The following is a 19,517-nucleotide window of genomic DNA, read 5'->3' as shown; positions in this document are numbered from 1 at the left end:
ACGAACAGGCGGCGTGAAAATGTCCTACTCTGCAAACTGATCTGCCTTCGTGGTCTGGCGTGCCGCCGCGCACGCCCGTGCTTTCAGGAGTCTTCGATGACAGCAGTAGGTCTGGAATTCGATCAGCTAAAGAGCAGCGCCGAGGCGCTGCGCCGTTCCATTTCCAACCGCCTGATGTATGGCGTCGGCAAGGACGCCGTCACGGCCCGTCCGCAGGACTGGCTGCACGCCGCGGCGCTCGCGGTGCGCGACCGGCTGGTCGAGCGGTGGATGGTCACCACGCGCCGCCAGTACGACCAGGACGTCAAACGCGTCTATTACCTCTCGATGGAGTTTCTGATTGGCCGCACGTTTTCCAACGCGCTGCTCGCGCTCGGCATCTACGATCAGATGAAGGAGGCGCTGGCCGACGTGGGCGTCGACATGGAGTCGGTGATCGACTTCGAACCGGACGCCGCGCTCGGCAACGGCGGCCTCGGGCGCCTCGCCGCCTGCTTTCTCGATTCGATGGCGACGCTCGGCATTCCGGGCTTCGGCTACGGCATCCGCTACGACTACGGCATGTTCCGGCAGCAGATCGTGGACGGCGAGCAGGTCGAAGCGCCCGACTACTGGCTGCACGCCGGCAACCCGTGGGAGTTCCCGCGGCCGGAGGTGCAGTATCCCGTGCGCTTCGGCGGCCGCACGGTTCAGCGCGACGGCCGCGTGGAATGGATCGACACGCAGCACGTCAACGCGATGGCCTACGACACCGTGATCCCCGGCTACGCCACCAGCGCGACCAACACGCTGCGCCTGTGGTCCGCGCGCGCGGACGAAGAACTCGACCTTTCCGCCTTCAATCAGGGCGACTATCAGCGCGCGGTGGAGGCGCGCAACATCTCGGAGAACGTCTCGCGCCTGCTTTATCCCGACGATTCGACCATGGCCGGGCGCGAGCTGCGACTGCGCCAGGAATACTTCTTCGTTTCGGCGACCATGCAGGATCTGATCCGCCGCTACCTGCGCACGCACAGCACGTTCGGCCGCTTCTCCGACAAGGTCGCGGTGCACCTGAACGACACGCACCCGGTGCTGGCGGTGCCCGAGCTGATGCGCCTTCTCGTGGACGTCCACGGCCTGCCGTGGGACGAGGCCATGCGGCACGTGAACCGGGTGTTCTCGTACACCAATCACACGCTCATGCCGGAAGCGCTGGAAACCTGGGACGTCGAACTATTGGCGCGCCTGCTGCCGCGCCACCTCGAAATCATCTTCGACATCAATGCGGCCTTCCTGCGCGAGGCGAGCGACAAGGGCGCGCACGATCTCGACCAGATCCGCCGCGTCTCGCTCGTGGACGAATACGGGCAGCGCCGCGTGCGCATGGCCTATCTCGCGATCGTGGCGAGCCATAAGGTCAACGGCGTTTCGAAGCTGCATTCGCAGCTCATGCAGCGCGATATCTTCGCCGACTTCGCGCGTCTCTTTCCCGACCGCTTCACCAACGTCACGAACGGCATCACGCCGCGCCGCTGGCTCGCGCAGGCGAATCCGCCGCTCGCGCGCCTGATCGACGAAAGCGTGGGCACGAACTGGCGCCGCGACTTGATCGAGCTCCACGGCCTGCGCAAGCTGCGCGGCGACGCTTCGTTCGAAGCCGCCTTTCGCGCCGCCAGGCGCAGCAACAAGGTGCGCCTCGCCCAGCGCATCGCGCAGCGCGCCGGTATCGTCGTCAATCCGGATGCGCTCTTCGACATGCAGGTCAAGCGCATTCACGAATACAAGCGGCAACTGCTCAACGTGCTGCACGTGATCGTGCGCTACAACCGCATCCGCGAGAATCCGCAGCGCGACTGGGTGCCGCGCGTGGTGGTGTTCGCGGGCAAGGCGGCGTCCGCCTACCGCATGGCCAAGACGATCATCAAGCTCATCAACGACGTGGCCGTGAAGGTGAACAACGACCCGCTGGTGGGCGACCGGCTCAAGGTGGTGTTCGTGCCGAACTACGGCGTGAGCGTGGCCGAAGTGCTGATTCCCGCGGCCGATCTCTCCGAGCAGATCTCGACGGCGGGCACCGAGGCCTCGGGCACCGGCAACATGAAGCTGGCGCTCAACGGCGCGTTGACGATGGGCACCCTCGACGGCGCGAACATCGAGATCTGCGAAGCCGTCGGGCCGGAGCACATTTTCATCTTCGGCCACACGTCCGACCAGGTGGATGCGCTGCGCGCCTCGGGCTATCGGCCGCGCCAGATCTACGAGGAAAACGCGGAACTGCGCACGGCGCTCGACCAGATCCGCACGGGCTTTTTTTCGGCAGGCGACCCCGCGCGCTTCACCGACATCTTCCACACGCTCGTGGACTGGGGCGACCACTACCTCGTGCTGGCCGATTTCGCCGCGTTTCTCGAAGCCCAGGAAGCTGTCGACCGTCGCTTCACGGACGTGTCGTCATGGACCGCGAGCGCGATCGAGAACGTGGCGGGCATGGGACCGTTTTCGTCGGATCGGGCAATTGCCGAATACGCGCGCGATATCTGGCACGTGAAGCCGATCGATATGGGTTGACGGCGCCGTCGCCCGGCCGAGCCTGAGCCGGGGCAGCGTCAGGGTCCGGGCGCTGGCGTCGCGCGAGCGGCGCCCTCGCCGCGGCCCGCCATGGCAAGGCGGATGACGGCCTCGACGCGTTCCGCGAAGCCGCGGTCGGCGCTCGTGAGCGCTTCGCGGCGCTCGCCGCCCACCACGACGATCAGGCGGTGCGGCGCGTCCTGCGTGAACCACGCGATGAGCCCGACCACGAACAGCATCGCCCCGCAAATGAGCCCCGCCCCCGATCCGGACACGCCGCCCCAGATGCCGAGCGCCACGCCGAGCACGCAGAGCGTGACGGGCAAAAGCCGGTTGCGGCGTCCGCTGACGACCTCGACATCTTCGATGTCGCGCAACGCGAAGACCTGGCCCGCGACCGACAATGCGGTGCGCGTGACCGAGACGCCAGCTTCGTTGAAGGGGAGTTCCATCGATTCGAGTGCTGCGAGGGGAAAGGGCGCAGCGTACCAGAAGCGCGCGCGATGCGCCCGGCAGCATGGTGTCGCAGCCGGGCCATAAAGAAAAACGGGACATCCGCGAGGAGGTCCCGTTCGCAGTGGCGCCGCCCTTGCGGGCAGGCGCCGCGGCCGCTTTTTGGTATTGTCGGCCGCTTCGTTCTTAGAACTTGGTGCGGAAACCGACGCGCACGGCGACCTGGTTCTGCGAGCCCGAGCCCGAGGGCTGGAAGATGCTCGAGTTCGAGTCGCCAATCTGCGCCTGGACCGGCTGGCCCTTGTACGTGCCCGATGCGTCCTGGTAGACGGCGAGCAGGTAGACGTCGGTGCGCTTGCTGAGCGCGTAGTCGACGGCGGCGTCGATCTGGTTCCAGTGCGCGCCGAAGAGGCCCGAAGCGCGCGAGTACGTGTAGCCGAGCTGACCCGAGAGAGCCGGCGTGAAGGCCCACTTGCCGCCCACTTCGTACGCGTTGTACAGGTACGACGAAGCGGCGAGCTGCGAGAGCAGCGTGTTCGTCCACAGCGCGAAGACCGTGGCCGGGCCGGAGACGTAACGGCCGCCGACGCCGAACGTGCGCAGGTCGAGCAGCGCGCCGCCGATGCCCGCGATGGTCGTCGTGAAGGCGGGCGTCGCTGCGCCCGGATAGCGGATGTCCGTGTACGCGGCGCCGAGGCCGAACGGGCCGTAGCCGTAGTTCGCGCCGAAGCTGTAGGCACGCGACGAAGCCGTCGAGGCCGTGGTCGGTGCGCCCGCGAACGAGGTCGTGTTCGAGAAGCCATACAGGCCGCCGAACGTCAGGCCCGAGAAGTTGACGCTCGTGAACTTGACCGAGTTGTTGATGCGGCTCGACGTGAGCTGGTCGATGTCGTTGAAGTGGTAGGCGTAGTTGCCGGCGACCGTGTTGCCGCCGATCGAGTAGTTGCCGCCGAGGAAGTCGGTGCTGAACGAGTACTGGCGACCGAGCGTGAGCGAGCCGATCGTGTCCTTCGTGAGGCCCACGTAAGCTTGACGGCCGAACAGCGCGCCACCTTGACCCAGCGTGCCGTTGCCGCTGTTGAAGCCGCTTTCGAGCACGAAGATCGCCTTCAGGCCGCCGCCCAGATCTTCGGCGCCGCGCAGGCCCCAGCGGCTGCCTTGTGCAACGCCGTCGCCGTAGCTCCATTGGCTGCTGCTGCCGCCCGTGGCGTTCTTGATGTGGCTGTTGTAGCTGATACCTGCATCAATCAAACCATACAGCGTGACGCTGCTTTGTGCGTGTGCTGCGCCCGCGACCGAGGCAAGAATGGCGGTGGTCAATATTTTCTTGTTCAAAACATTCTCCGGATTGAGGAAAGGTGCGTATGCCCGTCTCTCTGGACCTGGGTCATGCGACGCGCTGCAATTTAAGGGCTGATCGCGAAAGGAATATGACAGTAAGTTTATGTAGGCGAAATGTCGCCTTCCTGTTGCAGGTACGCGACATGGGGCTTGCGAAAGCGGCTTGGGGAGGAGTGCCCCGTCCGGATTGGGCTGGCGGGCGGTTGGGCGAAAAACCGGCGGGACGAAAACGTTTGGCTCGGGTTATAAAAATTTCTGCTTTGCTTTTTACTTTTCGCGCTATTTGCTGGGGATTATGTGAGGAATATTTGCGGATCGATTGTATTGATGGTAATGCCGCATTAAAAGCGGCTATACCGTTTTTTTGCGTTTTATCAAGTTAGCAATCCGAATCATTGAAGGCAGTCATGGAAACGATTCGAATCCGGCTCATGCCGTCGTGGCATGAGCCGGCAAGCCTGCGCGGACCGCGCGCTGTGCGCTACAGCGAAAGGAGCGAGCCGCTGCGAATCGGCCGGTCTCCGGCAATGCGCGCCACTTCCATGCCGGCCGTTGCGAAGCGCGCGCTGTGCCGTGCGTACATGACGCCGCTCACGGTGCTGCGCAGCGTGTGCACTTCGTCGGTGAGCGGATTGACGATGTCGGCCACCGGCGCGCCGGCTTCGATCCACGTGCCGTAGTCGGCGCGGAACACGATCACGCCGCTGGCAGGCGCGACGATCGGCTCGGTGCCGGCGAGCGGCGTGGCCGGGAACGCGAGCGGCGGCAGCGGCGTCGCCGTGCCTTCGATCACGCCGCGATGAATCAGGTAATCGACGATGCCCTGGGCGTCGCGCTCGGCGAAGTCGTGCGACACGTCGCGCTGGCTGCGCAGCTCCACCGTCACGGAGATCGAGCCGTGCGGAATCGGGAAGCGCTTGCCGAAGCGCTCGCGCAACTCGGTCCAGCAGAAGCTGTGAATCTCGTCGAACGGATTGCCGATGGAGTTGAGCGCGAGGAGCGACGCCTTGGCGTCGAGATACCGCGAGAGCGGCTCGACCTCCGGCCACAGTTCCGGGTTCGTGTAGATGTGCAACGCCGCTTCCCAGTCGCAATGCAGGTCGAGCACGATGTCGGCGTCGTACGAGAGCCGTTGCAGCGCGAGGCGCTGCGAGTCGAGTTCGGTCTTCGGCTTCTGGGCGGCCAGCGCCGTGCCCATGGCAGTGCGGATGGCGCGGCGGTTGGCGTCGGCGTCGGGACCGAGCTGCGCCTCGATGCCGGGCAGCACGAGCGCCGTCAGGTCGTAGAAGTTGCGGTTGAAGTTCTGCGCCGTGCCCGACTCGAAACGCCCGACCAGATGGCCGAGCCACTGCTGGTTCAGGCCGACCGGGTTGGCCACCGGCACCACGACGATCTCGCCGCGGATGCGGCCGGCCGCTTCCAGTTCGGCCAGCTTGCGCTTGAGAACCCAGGCGGTGAGCATGCCGGGCAGTTCGTCGGCGTGCAGCGAAGCCTGCACATACACCTTCTGAGCGCCGCCCGTGCCGTAGTGAAAACTCGTGATCTGCCGCGCGGTGCCGAGGGCGGGCGCTATCAACGGATGGTTCTGGGTTTGCATGTTCGGAGCGCATGCCGCGGCTGGCGCGGCGCACGTGAATATCGGGTTCGTGGAGTGAGGGCCGCAAACGGGTCCTCCAGACGATCTTAGCGGATTCGATCTGGGGCGGGAACTCGGGTGGCCTGGGGCACCGGACCGTGGCGGCATCCCTCGGCTTGACGGAATAACGAGATTTATATACGTTTTAGTTAACAGAAACTGTACAGGATACTGCTATGTCTATTCGTGCCCGGGACGTGGTGCCCATCAGCGAAGCCCGCTCGCGGCTGACCGAACTGGCGGAAGACGTGGTCGCCGGGGCCGAAAAGGTGTTGACGAAGAACGGATCCGCGTACGTGGCGATCGTCGACGCCCGCAAGCTCGATTACTACCATGAGCTCGAACAGGAGCACGGGCGGCTCGTCATGCTGGACGACGCCGAGAAGGGCCTGAAGGATGCCCTGGCAGGCCGCGTGCAGTCCGAGGAAGCCTTCCGCACATCGCTGCGACGCCCCGGCTTCCGCAAGTGATGCGGGTTGTGCGAGTTGACTTCGCCGCAAGCTTCGGCGAGCGATTGCATGGGCTCGAAGCGTTCATGGAGGGGCAGGACCCGGACTCCGCGCCGGGCAGAATCGAGGATCTGCACGATGCGATTTTGCGCTTCGTCGATCTCGTGAAACTGCATCCGCAGATCGGCCGTCCCGCAACGATGTTCGCCGCCCGCTCGGCCGAGGGGCAGCAGCGACTCGCGCGCGTGCTTCAACTGGCCGCCGACGCGGGGCTGCCCGAGCTTCGGGAATACGTCCTGCATTCCCATCTCGTGCTGTACGCACACTCGGATTCACGGGTGTTGATGCTATCCGTCCGGCATCAGCGGGAACTGGGGTACGAGCCGGGCGGCGCGTGATGCTGGAGGAGCCAGACGCGCCAGACGAAAAAAAGCCCGGACCGCAGTCCGGGCTTTTCTGTCGCTCCGCCGGCTTCGCGGGCCGAGAGCCGCGAAGCCGGGAGGATAAGGCGATTAGCCGCCGTACACGTCGAAGTCGAAGTACTTCGACTCGATCTTCTTGTACGTGCCGTCCTTGATCATGTCGGCGATGGCCTTGTCGATCTTCGCCTTCAGGTCGGTGTCTTCCTTGCGCAGGCCGATAGCGGCTGCGCCCGTCGGGATTTCCTTGCCGGCGAAGTCGAAGCCCGCGCCGCGCGAGGTCTTCAGGAAGCCCAGGTCGGCCTGCACTTCGTCTTGCAGCGCGGCGTCCAGACGGCCCGAGATCAGGTCGGCGTAGACCTGGTCCTGGTTCTGGTAGGGCACCACGTTGACGCCCTTCGGCGCCCAGTTTTCCTTCGCGTAGGTTTCCTGGATCGTGCCCTGCTCCACGCCCACCGACTTGCCCTTGAGCGAATCGGCCGTCGGCTGGAGGTTCGAGCCCTTCTTCGCGACGAGGCGCGTCGGCGTGTTGAACAGCTTCGCCGAGAAGGCGATCTGCTCGGCGCGCTGCGGCGTGATCGTCATCGACGAGAGAACGCCGTCGAACTTCTTCGCCTTCAGGGCCGGGATCATGCCGTCGAAGTCCTGCTCCACCCACACGCACTTGGCGTTCAGGCGCTTGCAGATTTCGTTGCCGAGGTCGATGTCGAAGCCGACGAGCTTGCCATCCGGTGCTTTGGATTCGAACGGCGCGTAGCTGGCGTCGACGCCGAAGCGCACGGTCGACCAGTCCTTCGCGTGGGCGGCACCGGCCGATACGGCCAGCAGGGCAACCGACAGGGCGGCAAGCAGTTTCTTCACTATGTGTACTCCTCGGGATGGTTCATGGAGCGCCGCGTGCGGCCAAACCGCCGCAGCGCATTGTCCTCGCGCGGATCGCGCCCCGGACTTTCGTTGGGCTCGCCGGCGTACGGCCAGCGGCGCGCGCCAAAGCTTACCAGGTCAAAATTGCTGCGTCGCTAGTGTAATACCGGATGGCGTAAGAATGGACGCTGGAACGAACGTTCGGCGTATCGGGCGGCATCCCGGGAAGCCTTGTCCGGCGACGCGCTGCGCGCCGCATGCCGCGGCCGCGCGGCACAAGGGCCGGAGCGGGGGAGAAAGGAATGCGATGCTTCGGTGCAACAGTGGCGGCGCGGCGGATGTGGCACTGAAGGCAAATGTAGGGCATATGAAATAAAAACGGCAGCGTAACGTCGGCTTGCGAAGCCGCCGGCACGCTGCCGTTTGGCGTTTGTTGCGCCCGGGATTCAGACCACCCGCTTGCCCGCGCGGTAGGTGGCGCGGGGCACCGGCAGCGTGTCCAGCATGGTCACGCGCACGAAGTCCGCGCGCAGGCCCGGCGCGATGGCGCCGCGGTCGGCCAGACCCGCGCGGCGGGCCGGCTCCCACGAAACCGTTGCAATCGCGCGCGGCAGCGTCCAGTCGGCCTTGGTCACGAGGTCGAAGGCGGCGGTCAGGAGGCTGGAGGGCACGTAGTCGGACGAGAGAATGTCGAGCAGGTCCGCCTGCGCGAGCTCCAGTGCCGAGACGTTGCCCGAGTGCGAGCCGCCGCGCACCACGTTCGGCGCGCCCATGATGGTCGAGATGCCGCGCTTCTTCGCTTCTGCCGCAGCGACGCGCGTGGTCGGGAATTCGGCCAGCACGATGCCTTCCTCGGCGGCCTGCTCGACGTGTTCGACGAGAGTGTCGTCGTGGCTCGCGAGCGGGATGCCGCGCGCCTGGCAGCGCCCCACGATCTGCCGGCGGTGTTCGTCGGCGAAACGCTGCTGTTCGTCGGCGAGCTCGGTCAGCATGGTTGCGGCCTGTTCGTCGGTCCACTTGCCGTGGCGTTCCTGGAAGCGGCGCCATTGCTCGCGGTCGTGCCACTGGCGCTGGCCTGGCGTGTGGTCCATCACCGAGGCGAGGCGCAGCAGCGGGTGCGCGGAGAGCGTGTCGAAAAGTTCGATAACGTCTTGCGTGGCGATTTCGCAGCGCAGGTGCAGGAAGTGGTCGGCGCGCAGCAGGTCGCGGTCCGAAAAGCGCGAGAGGGCGGCAGCGCAGGCGAGCTGCACTTCGCGGCCGCGCACGCCCACGTTCAGGCGCGTGCCGATGGCGAGCGCGTCGAACACGGTCGTGATGCCCGCCGCCGCGATCTGGGCGTCGTGAATCACGAAAGCGGCGTCGGTGTTCCAGTGCACGCCGGGGCGCGGCGCGAGGTGCTTCTCCAGGTTGTCCGTGTGCAGTTCGACGAGGCCGGGCAGCAGGTAGTCGCCGTCCCAGTCCTCGGCGTCGGGCGCGGCCGTATTGCCGTGCGAAATCTCGCGGATCTGGCCGTCCTCGATACGTATCGTGCCGGTGAAAACGTCATCTCGCGTCACGATGCGGGCGTTCTTGATCAACATCGTCAGACTCCAAAATCAGTTAAGGGCTGCGAATCTAATTTGCCGGACTCAGGCGGCTTCGCCGAGCAGGGCTTGCGGTCCTTGGGGCGCTTCGAGCGGCAGGCGGCGCGTCGCCACGCGTTCGCGCGTGTCTTCGTCGTGGAAGACACCCACGATCGCCGCGCCGCGTTCGCGCGCTTCGACGATCAGGCTCGACACCACCGCGCGGTTTTCCGCATCGAGCGAGGCCGTGGGTTCGTCGAGCAGCAGTACGCGATGCTGCGCGATCAGGCCGCGCGCGATGTTCACGCGCTGCTGCTCGCCGCCGGAGAACGTGGCGGGCGCGAGCGACCAGAGCCGCTGCGGCACGTTCAGGCGCGCGAGCAGCGTTTCGGCGCGCGCGAGCGCTTCGTCTTCTGCCACGCCGCGCGCCACGAGCGGCGCCGCCACGAGATCGCGCGTCGTCACGCGCGGAATCACGCGCAGGAACTGGCTCACGTAACCCACCACGTTGCGGCGCAGGCGCAGCACGTCATGCGGTTCGGCGCCCGTGATCTCCAGGTGCTGCAAGGGTGCGTCGTCGTCGCGAATGGCGATGGAGCCGGCGCTTGCGAGGTAGTTGCCGTAGAGGCAGCGCAGCAGCGTACTCTTGCCCGCGCCGGACGGCCCGACGAGCACGACGCATTCGCCGCGTTCGACGTCGAGCGAAACGCCCGCGAGCGCTTCGATGCCGATGCCGCCCTGGCCGTGCAGCGTGAAGGTCTTGCGCACGTTTTCGGCGCGCAGCATCAGGGCGGGGCGTTCGACGAAGGCGCGCGTGGCGCCTCGCTTCGCGGCATCGCCGTTTGCACTGTGATTCATGTCGGTCATGTCGATCATCCTAGACCGGCAGCACGGAGGCTACCAGTGTCTGCGTATAGGGATGCTGGGGGTCGTCGAGCACCTGATCGGTCAGGCCCGATTCGACCACGGTGCCGCCCTGCATCACCATCAGACGGTGGGCGAGCAGGCGCGCGACACCGATGTCGTGCGTGACGATCAGCACCGAAAGATGCAGGTTCGTCGTGAGCGTGCGCAGCAGGTCGAGCAGGCGCGCCTGCACGGACACGTCGAGGCCTGCCGTGGGCTCGTCCATGAACACGAGGCGCGGCCCGGTGACGAGATTGCGCGCGATCTGCAGGCGCTGCTGCATGCCGCCCGAGAAGGCGGAGGGCAGCTCGTCGATGCGTTCGGCGTCCAGCTCCACGCGCTGCATCCACTGCTGCGCGGTGTGGCGGATCCGGCCATAGTGGCGCGCACCCACGGCCATCAGCGGCTCGCCGATATTCGCGCCGGCCGACACGCCCGCACGCAGGCCATCGCGCGGATTCTGCTGCACGAAGCCCCATTCGGTGCGCGCCAGCAGACGCCGGCGCGGCTCGGACAGCGTGCGCAGGTCCAGCGCTTCGCTGTTCGCGTTGCGGTAGCCCAGCTCGCCGGAGTCGGCTTCGGTGCGCAGCGCGAGCGTGTTGAGCAGCGTGGTCTTGCCCGAGCCCGATTCGCCGACGATGCACAGAACCTCGCCGGGATACAGGTCGAAGCTCACGTCGCGGCAGCCGTTGCGGCCGCCGTATTGCTTCGTGAGTCGGCGGGCGCTCAAGAGGGGCGTCATGCGGATTCTCCGTGTTCGGTTGCGGCTTCGGCTTCGGCGCTTTCACTGGCGTCGGCCTGGTCGCGCCGCTCATGGCAGTAGTCGCTGTCCGAGCACACGAACATGCGGCGGCCGGTGTCGTCCACGATCATTTCGTCGAGGAAGCTTTCGCGCGAGCCGCACAGCGCGCACGCATGCTCCCAGCGCTGGATTTCGAACGGATGGTCGTCGAAGTCGAGGCTCTTCACCGGCGTGTACGGCGGGATCGCGTAGATGCGCCGCTCGCGGCCCGCGCCGAACAGCTGCAGCGCGGGGTTCATGTCGAGCTTGGGGTTGTCGAACTTGGGGATCGGCGAAGGCGACGCGAGGTAGCGGCCGTTCACCGTCACCGGGTAGTCGTAGGTCGTCGCGATGCTGCCGTGCTGCACGATGTCCTCGTAGAGCTTCACGCTGATGAGGCCGTAGTCGGCCAGCGCGTGCAGCTTCTTGCACTCGGCCACGCGCGGCTCGAGACGATAGAGCGGCTCGGGCATCGGCACCTGGTACACGAGAATCTGTTCTTCGGTGAGCGGCGTTTCGGGAATGCGGTGGCGGGTCTGGACGATCGTCGCTTCGGTCGTGCTGCGCGTGGTCTTCACACCGGTCGTGCGGCCGAAGAAGCGGCGGATGTTGACGGCGTTGGTCGTGTCGTCGGAGCCCTGGTCGATCACCTTGAGCGTGTCCCGCGTGCCGATGATGGCGGCCGTCACCTGGATGCCGCCCGTGCCCCAGCCATACGGCAGCGGCATCTCGCGCGAGGCGAACGGCACCTGGTAGCCGGGCACGGCCACGGCCTTGAGCAGCGCGCGGCGGATCATGCGTTTGGTCTGCTCGTCGAGGTAGGCGAAGTTGTAGCCGTCGGCGGCCTGCGTTTCGTGCGACGCGATCGGCGCGGCCAGGGTGTCGGGCGCGTTCATGCGGCCTCCTCGTTCTGCGGGGCGAGCTGCTCTTGCTGCGCGCGCAGGCGGCGCACGAGTTCGAGTTCGGCCTGGAAATCGACGTAATGCGGCAGCTTCAGGTGCTGTACGAAACCGGATGCTTCGACGTTGTCGCTGTGCGAGAGCATGAACTCGATGTCCTGGGTCGGCGAATCGAGCGTTTCGCCCAGTTCTTCGGCGCGCAGCGCGCGGTCCACGAGCGCCATCGCCATGGCCTTGCGTTCCGCATGGCCGAAGGCGAGGCCATAGCCTTGCGTGAAAGTGGGCGGCACGTCCTTGCTGCCCGCGAACTGGTTGATCATCTGGCATTCCGTCAATTCGATCTCGCCGATTTCGACGGCTTCGCCGAGTTCGTCCAGCACCATTTCTACGGACACCGAACCAAAGCGGATCTCGCCCGCGAACGGGTGCGAATGCGCGTAGCCGCGCTGGGTGGCGTAGCCCATCGCGAGCAGGAAACCTTCGTCGCCGCGTGCGAGATTCTGCAGGCGCACGGCGCGGTCTGCGGGAAACGAAAGTGGTTCGCGCGAGAGGTCGCCGGGTTCGGCGGCATCGGGCGCGGGCGTTTCCTGCTCGATCAGGCCTTCCTTGTTCAGCAGCGTGACGACGCGCGGCATGGGGGCCGTGGCAGCGGGTTCGCGCGCGGCGGCCGTCGCGTCGTGGTCTGCGCCAGTTGCATCGTCGCCTTCGGCGAGCAGTGCGAAATCCAGCAGACGCTGGGTGTAATCGTAAGTCGCCCCCAGCACCTGGCCGCCCGGCACGTCCTTGAACGTGGCCGAAATGCGGCGCTCCACCTGCATGTGTTCGGTTTCGACCGGCTCCGTATAGCCGAAACGCGGCAGCGTGGTCCGATAGGCGCGCAGCAGAAAGATGGCTTCGACGAGATCGCCCGCGGCCTGCTTGATGGCGAGCGCAGCGAGCTCTTCGTCGTACACCGAACCTTCGGCCATCACGCGGGCGACGGCAAGGCGCAACTGTTCGCGGATCTGCGCGACGCTCAGCTCGGGCACGCGCGTATCGCCGCGGCGGGCCTTGTCGAGCAGGCGCCACGACGCTTCGATCGCGCGCTCCCCTCCTTTGACGGCGACGTACATCAGTTCATCTCCACTTGAGTCGTGCGCGGCAGGCCCATCAACTGGTTGCCGCAGACGAGATAGAAGTCGATACCGCAGGGAAAAAGCGCGCCCAGCGCAGCTCGCTCCTGCCAGAAACGCTCGGGCAGCCCGACGGGGGCGATGGTGTGCGCCGCTTCGATCCCCGGGCCGCGCAGCGTGACGTTCGCACCGCCGGTAAGCGACGCCACGCGCACAAACACCGTGGCTGACTGTTCCGGCGATTCGGGCGTGCCGCTCGCGAGCGATGCGAGCGGCGGCAGGGCCGCGGCGTCATGGACATAAGCGAACGCAGCTTCGGCCGGCGATCCGGTGAGCGGTGCGCCGGCATGAAAGCGCAGCGCGGCGGTCAACGCCGCGTCGGGCTGCGCGAGCCACACGGGCGTGGCGTAGTCGCACAGCGCGAGCAGCGCGGCAAATGCCGCGAGGCCGGCGCGCTCGCCGCTGTTCGCGCTGTTTGTCGCGTCGGCGGCCGGCAACGCCGTTTCGATCACGCCGATGCGGCCCGGCCGCGCGAGCGCGTCGAGCAGCGTGCGAAACACGGCCTGGGTGTCGTGAACGGGATCGGCGAAGCCGGGGGCGAGCGCTTCAAGCGCTTCGATTGCGGTGCGCGCAGGCGCGGAGGTGGAGCGTTCGTCGATCATGCGTCGCCTCGGACCATCGTGAAGAATTCGACCTTCGTGCTGGCCGTGTCGGCGCGGCGTTCCTCCCGGCGCACGGCTTCGCGTGCGGCGAGCGGCGCGATCAGTTGCGCGTGCAACCGGGCGTGGCGTGCGGGCTGCTGGAGCAGGGCATCGGCGAGTGCGGCCAGTTCGGCGCGGCGCTTGTCGCGCCCGAGGTGGCACGCCACGCCGACCGTGCCGCCTTCGGCGCCGGCAAGCCGCAGCGTGGCGCGCGTGACGGTGGCTTCGCCCAGATTGAAAGCGTTGCCGGTGCCGCCAATGCGGCCGCGCACCATGGCGAGACCCGTTTGCGGCGGGCGCAGCCAGTCGAAGGCCGGCGCGGCGGCGCCGGCGAGCGCGGCCGTGAGGGCCGCTTCCAGCTCGGCGCGCGAAGCGCGCGCGAGCACCGCCATCCATGCGCGCCGCGAGGCGGCGGAGGGCGGGGCGGAGGTAGCGTTCATCGGGGTTCCTGTGTCGTGAACGGGATGGGGACGAGGCGTGCTGCAACCGTCGCTATTGAACCATCTATTCATCTAAACGTCTAGACGTCTGGTGGTGCAGTTGTAGACAACCGACGTGGGGAACGTTTTCATATTTCCATCACGCCTTGCGCACTACAATGCGGAAAACATTATTGAAACCGAGAGGAATGACAGCACCATGACATCGAACGACGGTGCGCCGTACAGCGCCCATCTCGAGCGCGGCGCAGGCGTGGCGGTGTGGCGGCAGATCGAACAGATCCTGGCGGCCGAAATCGCGGCGAAAGGTTTTGGCGAAGAAGGCCGTCTGCCGAGCGAGGGCGAACTCGCGAAGCGCTTCGACGTGAACCGCCATACGGTGCGGCGCGCGATGCTCGGCCTCGCGGCCAGCGGCCTCGTGAGCGTGGAGCAGGGGCGCGGCACCTTCGTGCAGCCCGGCGCGATCGACTATTCGATCGGCAAGCGCACGCGCTTTACGGAAAACCTCCGGCAACACCATCACTCGCCGCAGGGCCGGCTGCTGGCCTCGTCGCGCGTGAAGGCGGACCCGACGGTCGCCAAGGCGCTCGGCATTCGCGCCAACGCGCTGGTGTACCGGGTCGAAACGGTCAAGGAGTCGGACGGCGTGCCGATTCTCTACGCGCGCAACTGGTATCCGGCCGCGCGCTTTCCGGAACTGCCCGAGGTGCTCGCGCGCATGGAAAGCACCTCGAAAGCGCTGGCCGAATTCGGCGTGGCGGATTATCTGCGCAAGTGGAGCCGGATCGGCAGCATGCTGCCCGAGGCCGAAGTGGCGCGGCGGCTCAATATCAACCGGCAGCAGCCGGTGCTGGTGGTCGAGAACGTCGACGTGGATATGGAAGGCACGCCGATCAAGTACGGCATCACGCATTTCGCGGCGGACCGCGTGCAGCTGATGGTGGAGCACGAAATATGACGGGCGCCCTGGCCGGAGGCTGGAGCGCCGCGACGCGCTTTGCGATTTATTATGCGCCGCCGCGCGAATCGGCCTGGTGGCGCGCGGGCTGCGCGTGGCTTTCGCGCGACCCGGAAAGCGGCGAGTCGCTGGCGCCGCCGCAGCCGGCGGCCCTCGGCCGCCCGCTGGCCGAACTGACCGGCGCGCCGCGCCGCTACGGCTGGCACGGCACGCTCGTGCCGCCGTTTCGTCTGGCCGAGGGCGTGACCCCGGAGGCGCTGCTGGCCGCCGCGCAGCAATGGGCCGCCACGCGCACGCGCTTCGCGGTGGCGGCCGAAGCCGCCACCCTCGGCCGCTTCGTGGCGCTGCGTCCCGCCGACGAAGCCGGCGATGCGGCCCTTCGCGACCTGGCCGCCGACGCACTGCGCACGCTGGGCGACCTGCGCGCGCGGCAAACGCCGGCCGAACTCGCGCGCCGGCTCGACGCGCCGCTCACCGACCGCCAGCGCGCGTACGTGGAGGCGTGGGGCTACCCGTACGTGTTCGAAGAATTTCGCTTCCACATGACGCTTTCCGATTCGCTCGCCGATGCGGGCGAGCGCGAGGCGCTCGTGGCGGCCTGGAACGCGCAGATGGCGGAGGCCGGCGCGCTGCCCATGGAGGGGATCGCGATCTTCGTCGAGCCGCAGCCCGGCCTGCCGTTTTCGCTCTGGCGCCGCGTGGCCTTCGCGGACCAGGAGCCGCGCGCATGAAGACACGGCTGATCTACGTGATGGGGCCGTCGGGCGCGGGCAAGGACTCGCTGCTCGGGTTCGCCCGGGCGCGGCTCGCGGCCGAAGGCGTGGTGTTCGCGCATCGCTATATCACGCGTCTGGAAAGCGGCGGCGAGAACCATATCGCGCTCACCGAGCCCGAGTTCGAGGCGCGTTCGCGCTCGGGCCTCTTTGCGCTGCAATGGGGCAGCCACGCGCTGCGCTATGGGGTGGGAGTCGAGATCGACCAGTGGCTCGCGCTGGGTTGCACGGTCGTGGTGAACGGCTCGCGCGCCTACGTGGGCGAGGCCCTCGCGCGCTATCCGCAGATGGCGCTCGTGCATGTCGAAGCCGTGCATTCGGTGCTGGCGGCGCGCCTCGCTTCGCGCGGGCGCGAGACGCCCGCGCAGATCGCCGAGCGGCTCGCGCGCCAGGCGCCGTTCGAAGTGCCGGCGGCCGCGAGCATCACGCGCATCGACAATTCCGGGCGTCTGGAGGATGCGGGCGAGGCCTTCGTCGAGGTGGTGCGCCGCGTGGCGGCCTCCCGCTGAGCGCCGGTTCGGAGGGCGCGTGCGGCCCGAACTCCATGCGGCTGTGCGGTCTCAGGTTCTCCGCGCCACCATGCCGGACACGCGCTGCGCGGCCTGTTGGAGCGGATCGAGGAAGGTCTTGACCATCTGTTTCGCCGAGGTCCGCTGCGCATTGCCGCTGATGTTCATCGCCGCGATCACGCGGCCCTGGCGGTTGCGGATTGGCGCCGAGATGGAGATCAGGCCGCCCTCCAGTTCCTGATCCACGATCGCCCAACCCTGCTGGCGCACCTGGGAGATGATCTTCTTCAGCTCGTCCTTGTCGGTGACGGTGCGCGGCGTGTGCGCGTAGAGCGGCGTGGCGCCGAGCGTGGCGTCGAGCGCGTCTTCGTCGAGCGCCGAGAGCAGCACGCGCCCCATCGACGTGCAATACGCCGGCAGGCGGCTGCCGATCGAAAGGTTGATCGTCATGATCTTGTGCGTGGGCACGCGCAGCACGTAGACGATCTCGGTGCGGTCGAGCACGGCCGCCGAACAGCTTTCGTGCACCTGCCCCGACAGCTCTTCCATGATCGGCTCGGCGAGATTCCAGAACGGCATCGACGTGAGATAGGCGAAACCCAGATCGAGAATCTTCGGTGTGAGGCGGAAGAGCCGCCCTTCGGCCTCCACGTAGCCGAGCGTCTGGAGCGTGAGCAGAATGCGGCGCGCGCCGGCGCGCGTGAGGCCGGTGGCGGCGGCGACGTCGGTGAGCGTTTGCTCGGGGCGCTCGGCGTTGAACGCGCGGATCACCGAAAGCCCGCGGGCGAACGACTGCACGTAGGAGTCGCCCGGCTTGTCCGGGATCTCCTGCTGCTCGGCGGAACGGTCGGGCGAGGCACTGGATGCGGAGGTCATGGGCGTCGGAATGGGGCGGGCAGCCGCGCATAAGGAACCCATGACGATAGCGCAAGCGACCTGTTTCGCCAACCGCCGCCCGAAACGCCCGGCGCGGCTTTCCGGACGGTGGCAGGCTGGCGCCGGGGCCGGTTTGCGCCTCCGGGCGGACCTGTGTTAAGACCGGGAGGAGCGCGGTGGCGGCTTCAGACGAGCCTGCGGCGCACCCGCCCGAACCGACCTGGAAGGAGACGACTGCCATGCCCCGCTTTGCGGCCAATCTGACGATGATGTACCCCGAACACGCCTTCCCCGACCGTATCGCAGCGGCCGCGCGTGACGGTTTTGCCGCCGCCGAATGCCTGTTCCCTTACGAGCTGCCCGCGGCGGAGCTGAAAGCGCGTCTGGATGCGAGCGGCGTCGAGCTGGTGCTCTTCAACGCGCCGCCGGGGAACTGGGCGGCGGGCGAGCGGGGCCTCGCCTCGCTGCCGGGACGCGAGGACGAATTCCGCCACGGCATCGACCGCGCGCTGGACTATGCGCGCGTGCTGGGCAACCGGCGCCTGCACGTCATGGCGGGGCTGCGCGCGCCGGATACGGCGCTCGAGGCTCAGCGCGAGCTGTATCTGCGCAATCTCGCGTGGGCGGCGAAGGCGGCCGCGACGGCGGGCGTCACGATCCTGATCGAGCCGATCAACCCGCGCGATATGCCGGGTTACCTGCTGAATCGCCAGGACGACGCCCAGACGATCCGCGCGGAACTGAACGAGCCGAACCTGCGTGTGCAGTTCGACTGCTACCACTGCCAGATCGTGGAAGGCGACCTGGCGATGAAGCTGCGGCGCGACATCGGCGGAATCGGGCACGTGCAGATCGCGGGGGTGCCCGACCGGCACGAGCCGGACATCGGCGAACTCAACTACCCGTATCTCTTCGCGCTGCTGGACGAACTGGGCTACGACGGCTGGATCGGGTGCGAATACCGGCCGCGCGCGGCGACTTCGGCGGGCCTGGAATGGCTAAGGCCTTATTTGCCGCAGCGGCCTTGATCTGGATTAATGCTTAACCCGAAACAATCGGCAATCCGCAATTCGCTTGATAAATAACAGTGCCGGGCGAATCGAATATTGACGCGGATATTTGAACTGATTCCCGATTTCTCTTTGAAATTGAAGGATGAGAAATCATCCTTCTTTTCTCCTCTGCGTAATTCACCAGAAAGATAATTGCGTCATTCTGCCGCGCCTTTTTGCGCAATATCGGCCGGGACCATTTAACGAAGATCAAATTTGCCCATAAGGTCTTTCCGTAGAATTCGCCCTGAATACGATACGGGTGCATTTTGCGCGGCTTTACGCCGTGCGGATGCGTTAAGGCGTCCAGGACGATTTAACGGAAAGACGGGCAACCATGACACACAAAAAAGCCTTTAGAAGGTGGCTTATCCCCCTCGGCAGCGGCGTGGCCGTTTCGCTTGCCGGGTGCAGCGGGAATTTCCCGCTGCTCGACCCGAAAGGCAGCGTAGGGGTTGCGGAGAAATCGCTCATCGCCACGGCAACCGGCGCCATGCTGCTGGTCGTGGTGCCCGTGATTCTCCTCACGCTGTTCTTCGCATGGCGCTATCGCGCATCGAACCGCCATGCCGTCTATGCGCCGAAATGGGCGCACTCCACGGCCATCGAGGTCGTGGTGTGGACCATTCCGGCCATCATCATCTTGTTCCTCGCCGTTCTCACGTGGAGGACCTCGCACGAGCTCGATCCCTACAAGCCGCTCGAGTCGAGCGTGAAGCCCATCAACGTCGAAGTGGTCGCGCTGGACTGGAAGTGGCTCTTCATCTATCCGGACCTCGGCATCGCCACGGTAAACCAGCTGGCCGTGCCGGTGGGCACGCCGGTCAATTTCCGCATCACGTCCGACTCGGTGATGAACTCGTTCTTCATCCCGCAACTGGGCACGCAGGTGTACGCGATGGCCGGCATGCAGACGCGCCTGCATCTGATCGCCGACGAAGCGGGCGACTTCGAAGGCCTCTCGTCGAACTACAGCGGCAAGGGTTTCTCGGACATGCGGTTCCGCACGATCGCCACGAGCCAGGGCGACTTCGATGCATGGGTCCGCAAGGTCAAGGCCTCGCCGGCGGCGCTCGGCATGGACGAGTACGCCGCCGTGGCGCAGCCCACCGAGAAGGCGCCGGTGGCGTACTTCTCGACGGTCGATCCGAAGCTCTTCAACAACATCATCGCGAAGTACAACAACGGCCACGTCACGGATTTCACCGATCCGTCGTGCGTGACGAAGGGGTAAAG

Annotated in this window: 21 protein-coding genes; 9 read left to right on the top strand and 12 right to left on the bottom strand. The window is 66.6% G+C overall.

Annotated features, from left to right (window positions below; all coding sequences use genetic code 11):
• The first annotated feature begins 96 nt into the window (after nt 1-96).
• Nucleotides 97-2,550, top strand: a complete 2,454-nt coding sequence (locus U5760_RS10180) for a glycogen/starch/alpha-glucan phosphorylase (RefSeq protein WP_322011475.1) — start codon at nt 97-99, stop codon at nt 2,548-2,550.
• A 38-nt stretch (nt 2,551-2,588) separates the two neighbouring features.
• On the opposite strand, the gene U5760_RS10175 is transcribed toward U5760_RS10180, so the two are convergent.
• Together U5760_RS10175 and U5760_RS10170 are read right to left on the bottom strand one after the other, a co-directional pair.
• Nucleotides 2,589-3,002: a DUF6232 family protein gene (locus U5760_RS10175; RefSeq protein ID WP_322011474.1), complete on the bottom strand. Its 414-nt coding sequence runs from the start codon at nt 3,000-3,002 to the stop codon at nt 2,589-2,591.
• A 187-nt stretch (nt 3,003-3,189) separates the two neighbouring features.
• The gene (locus tag U5760_RS10170) at nt 3,190-4,338 is read right to left on the bottom strand and encodes a porin (protein WP_322011473.1); all 1,149 of its coding nucleotides are present in this window, start codon (nt 4,336-4,338) and stop codon (nt 3,190-3,192) included.
• Nucleotides 4,339-4,367: 29 nt separating this feature from the next.
• On the opposite strand from U5760_RS10170, the gene U5760_RS10165 reads away from it, so the two are divergent.
• On the top strand, nt 4,368-4,727 hold the full coding sequence (locus U5760_RS10165; protein WP_322011472.1) for a hypothetical protein: 360 nt from the start codon (nt 4,368-4,370) through the stop codon (nt 4,725-4,727).
• Nucleotides 4,728-4,825: 98 nt separating this feature from the next.
• Here U5760_RS10165 and U5760_RS10160 read toward each other — a convergent pair whose 3' ends face one another.
• Entirely contained in the window at nt 4,826-5,941 is a 1,116-nt protein-coding gene (locus tag U5760_RS10160) for a succinylglutamate desuccinylase/aspartoacylase family protein (RefSeq protein WP_322011471.1), read from the bottom strand.
• 215 nt (nt 5,942-6,156) lie between these two features.
• On the opposite strand from U5760_RS10160, the gene U5760_RS10155 reads away from it, so the two are divergent.
• On the top strand, nt 6,157-6,450 hold the full coding sequence (locus U5760_RS10155) for a type II toxin-antitoxin system Phd/YefM family antitoxin (protein WP_322011470.1): 294 nt from the start codon (nt 6,157-6,159) through the stop codon (nt 6,448-6,450).
• A 65-nt stretch (nt 6,451-6,515) separates the two neighbouring features.
• Complete coding sequence (locus U5760_RS10150) at nt 6,516-6,827, top strand: hypothetical protein (protein WP_322011468.1); 312 nt, start codon at nt 6,516-6,518, stop codon at nt 6,825-6,827.
• Between the two features lie 114 nt (nt 6,828-6,941).
• Here the strand turns inward: U5760_RS10150 and U5760_RS10145 are convergent, their stop codons facing one another.
• The 8 genes from U5760_RS10145 to phnG all read right to left on the bottom strand — a co-directional run bounded on the left by U5760_RS10145 (nt 6,942) and on the right by phnG (nt 14,113).
• The gene (locus U5760_RS10145) at nt 6,942-7,709 is read right to left on the bottom strand and encodes an ABC transporter substrate-binding protein (RefSeq protein ID WP_322011467.1); all 768 of its coding nucleotides are present in this window, start codon (nt 7,707-7,709) and stop codon (nt 6,942-6,944) included.
• 449 nt (nt 7,710-8,158) lie between these two features.
• Complete coding sequence (locus U5760_RS10140) at nt 8,159-9,292, bottom strand: alpha-D-ribose 1-methylphosphonate 5-triphosphate diphosphatase (protein WP_322011466.1); 1,134 nt, start codon at nt 9,290-9,292, stop codon at nt 8,159-8,161.
• Nucleotides 9,293-9,340: 48 nt separating this feature from the next.
• Entirely contained in the window at nt 9,341-10,132 is a 792-nt protein-coding gene (gene phnL / locus U5760_RS10135) for a phosphonate C-P lyase system protein PhnL (protein WP_415914081.1), read from the bottom strand.
• A 19-nt stretch (nt 10,133-10,151) separates the two neighbouring features.
• On the bottom strand, nt 10,152-10,922 hold the full coding sequence (gene phnK / locus U5760_RS10130) for a phosphonate C-P lyase system protein PhnK (RefSeq protein ID WP_322011464.1): 771 nt from the start codon (nt 10,920-10,922) through the stop codon (nt 10,152-10,154).
• Nucleotides 10,919-11,857 carry an alpha-D-ribose 1-methylphosphonate 5-phosphate C-P-lyase PhnJ gene (locus U5760_RS10125; RefSeq protein WP_322011462.1) on the bottom strand — a complete coding sequence of 313 codons (939 nt, stop codon included), beginning with the start codon at nt 11,855-11,857 and terminating at the stop codon, nt 10,919-10,921. Before U5760_RS10125 ends, phnK begins: the two co-directional genes overlap by 4 nt.
• A complete protein-coding gene (locus tag U5760_RS10120) occupies nt 11,854-12,972 on the bottom strand; it encodes a carbon-phosphorus lyase complex subunit PhnI (protein WP_322011461.1) in 1,119 nt (372 codons plus the stop codon). The genes U5760_RS10125 and U5760_RS10120 overlap by 4 nt, the downstream gene beginning before the upstream one ends.
• Nucleotides 12,972-13,634 carry a phosphonate C-P lyase system protein PhnH gene (gene phnH / locus U5760_RS10115; protein ID WP_322011459.1) on the bottom strand — a complete coding sequence of 221 codons (663 nt, stop codon included), beginning with the start codon at nt 13,632-13,634 and terminating at the stop codon, nt 12,972-12,974. Before phnH ends, U5760_RS10120 begins: the two co-directional genes overlap by 1 nt.
• Nucleotides 13,631-14,113 carry a phosphonate C-P lyase system protein PhnG gene (gene phnG, locus U5760_RS10110; protein ID WP_322011457.1) on the bottom strand — a complete coding sequence of 161 codons (483 nt, stop codon included), beginning with the start codon at nt 14,111-14,113 and terminating at the stop codon, nt 13,631-13,633. The genes phnH and phnG overlap by 4 nt, the downstream gene beginning before the upstream one ends.
• Nucleotides 14,114-14,312: 199 nt before the next feature.
• On the opposite strand from phnG, the gene phnF reads away from it, so the two are divergent.
• The 3 genes from phnF to phnN are packed head-to-tail and all read left to right on the top strand — an operon-like array spanning nt 14,313 to nt 16,353.
• Nucleotides 14,313-15,071: a phosphonate metabolism transcriptional regulator PhnF gene (phnF, locus tag U5760_RS10105; RefSeq protein WP_322011455.1), complete on the top strand. Its 759-nt coding sequence runs from the start codon at nt 14,313-14,315 to the stop codon at nt 15,069-15,071.
• Nucleotides 15,068-15,802, top strand: a complete 735-nt coding sequence (locus U5760_RS10100; protein ID WP_322011453.1) for a DUF1045 domain-containing protein — start codon at nt 15,068-15,070, stop codon at nt 15,800-15,802. Before phnF ends, U5760_RS10100 begins: the two co-directional genes overlap by 4 nt.
• A complete protein-coding gene (gene phnN, locus U5760_RS10095; RefSeq protein ID WP_322011452.1) occupies nt 15,799-16,353 on the top strand; it encodes a phosphonate metabolism protein/1,5-bisphosphokinase (PRPP-forming) PhnN in 555 nt (184 codons plus the stop codon). The genes U5760_RS10100 and phnN overlap by 4 nt, the downstream gene beginning before the upstream one ends.
• A gap of 51 nt (nt 16,354-16,404) precedes the next feature.
• On the opposite strand, the gene U5760_RS10090 is transcribed toward phnN, so the two are convergent.
• Entirely contained in the window at nt 16,405-17,229 is an 825-nt protein-coding gene (locus U5760_RS10090) for an IclR family transcriptional regulator (RefSeq protein ID WP_322011450.1), read from the bottom strand.
• 239 nt (nt 17,230-17,468) lie between these two features.
• Between U5760_RS10090 and otnI the strand changes: the two genes are divergently transcribed.
• Nucleotides 17,469-18,257, top strand: a complete 789-nt coding sequence (otnI, locus tag U5760_RS10085; RefSeq protein ID WP_322011449.1) for a 2-oxo-tetronate isomerase — start codon at nt 17,469-17,471, stop codon at nt 18,255-18,257.
• A gap of 361 nt (nt 18,258-18,618) precedes the next feature.
• Nucleotides 18,619-19,515 (top strand): ubiquinol oxidase subunit II, encoded by an 897-nt coding sequence (gene cyoA, locus U5760_RS10080; RefSeq protein WP_322011447.1) that lies wholly within the window; start codon nt 18,619-18,621, stop codon nt 19,513-19,515.
• Nucleotides 19,516-19,517: the final 2 nt, after the last annotated feature.

It is taken from the genome of Paraburkholderia sp. J12, assembly GCF_905220215.1.
Classification (GTDB): domain Bacteria; phylum Pseudomonadota; class Gammaproteobacteria; order Burkholderiales; family Burkholderiaceae; genus Paraburkholderia.
This window is presented reverse-complemented; position numbering and strand designations above follow the sequence as displayed.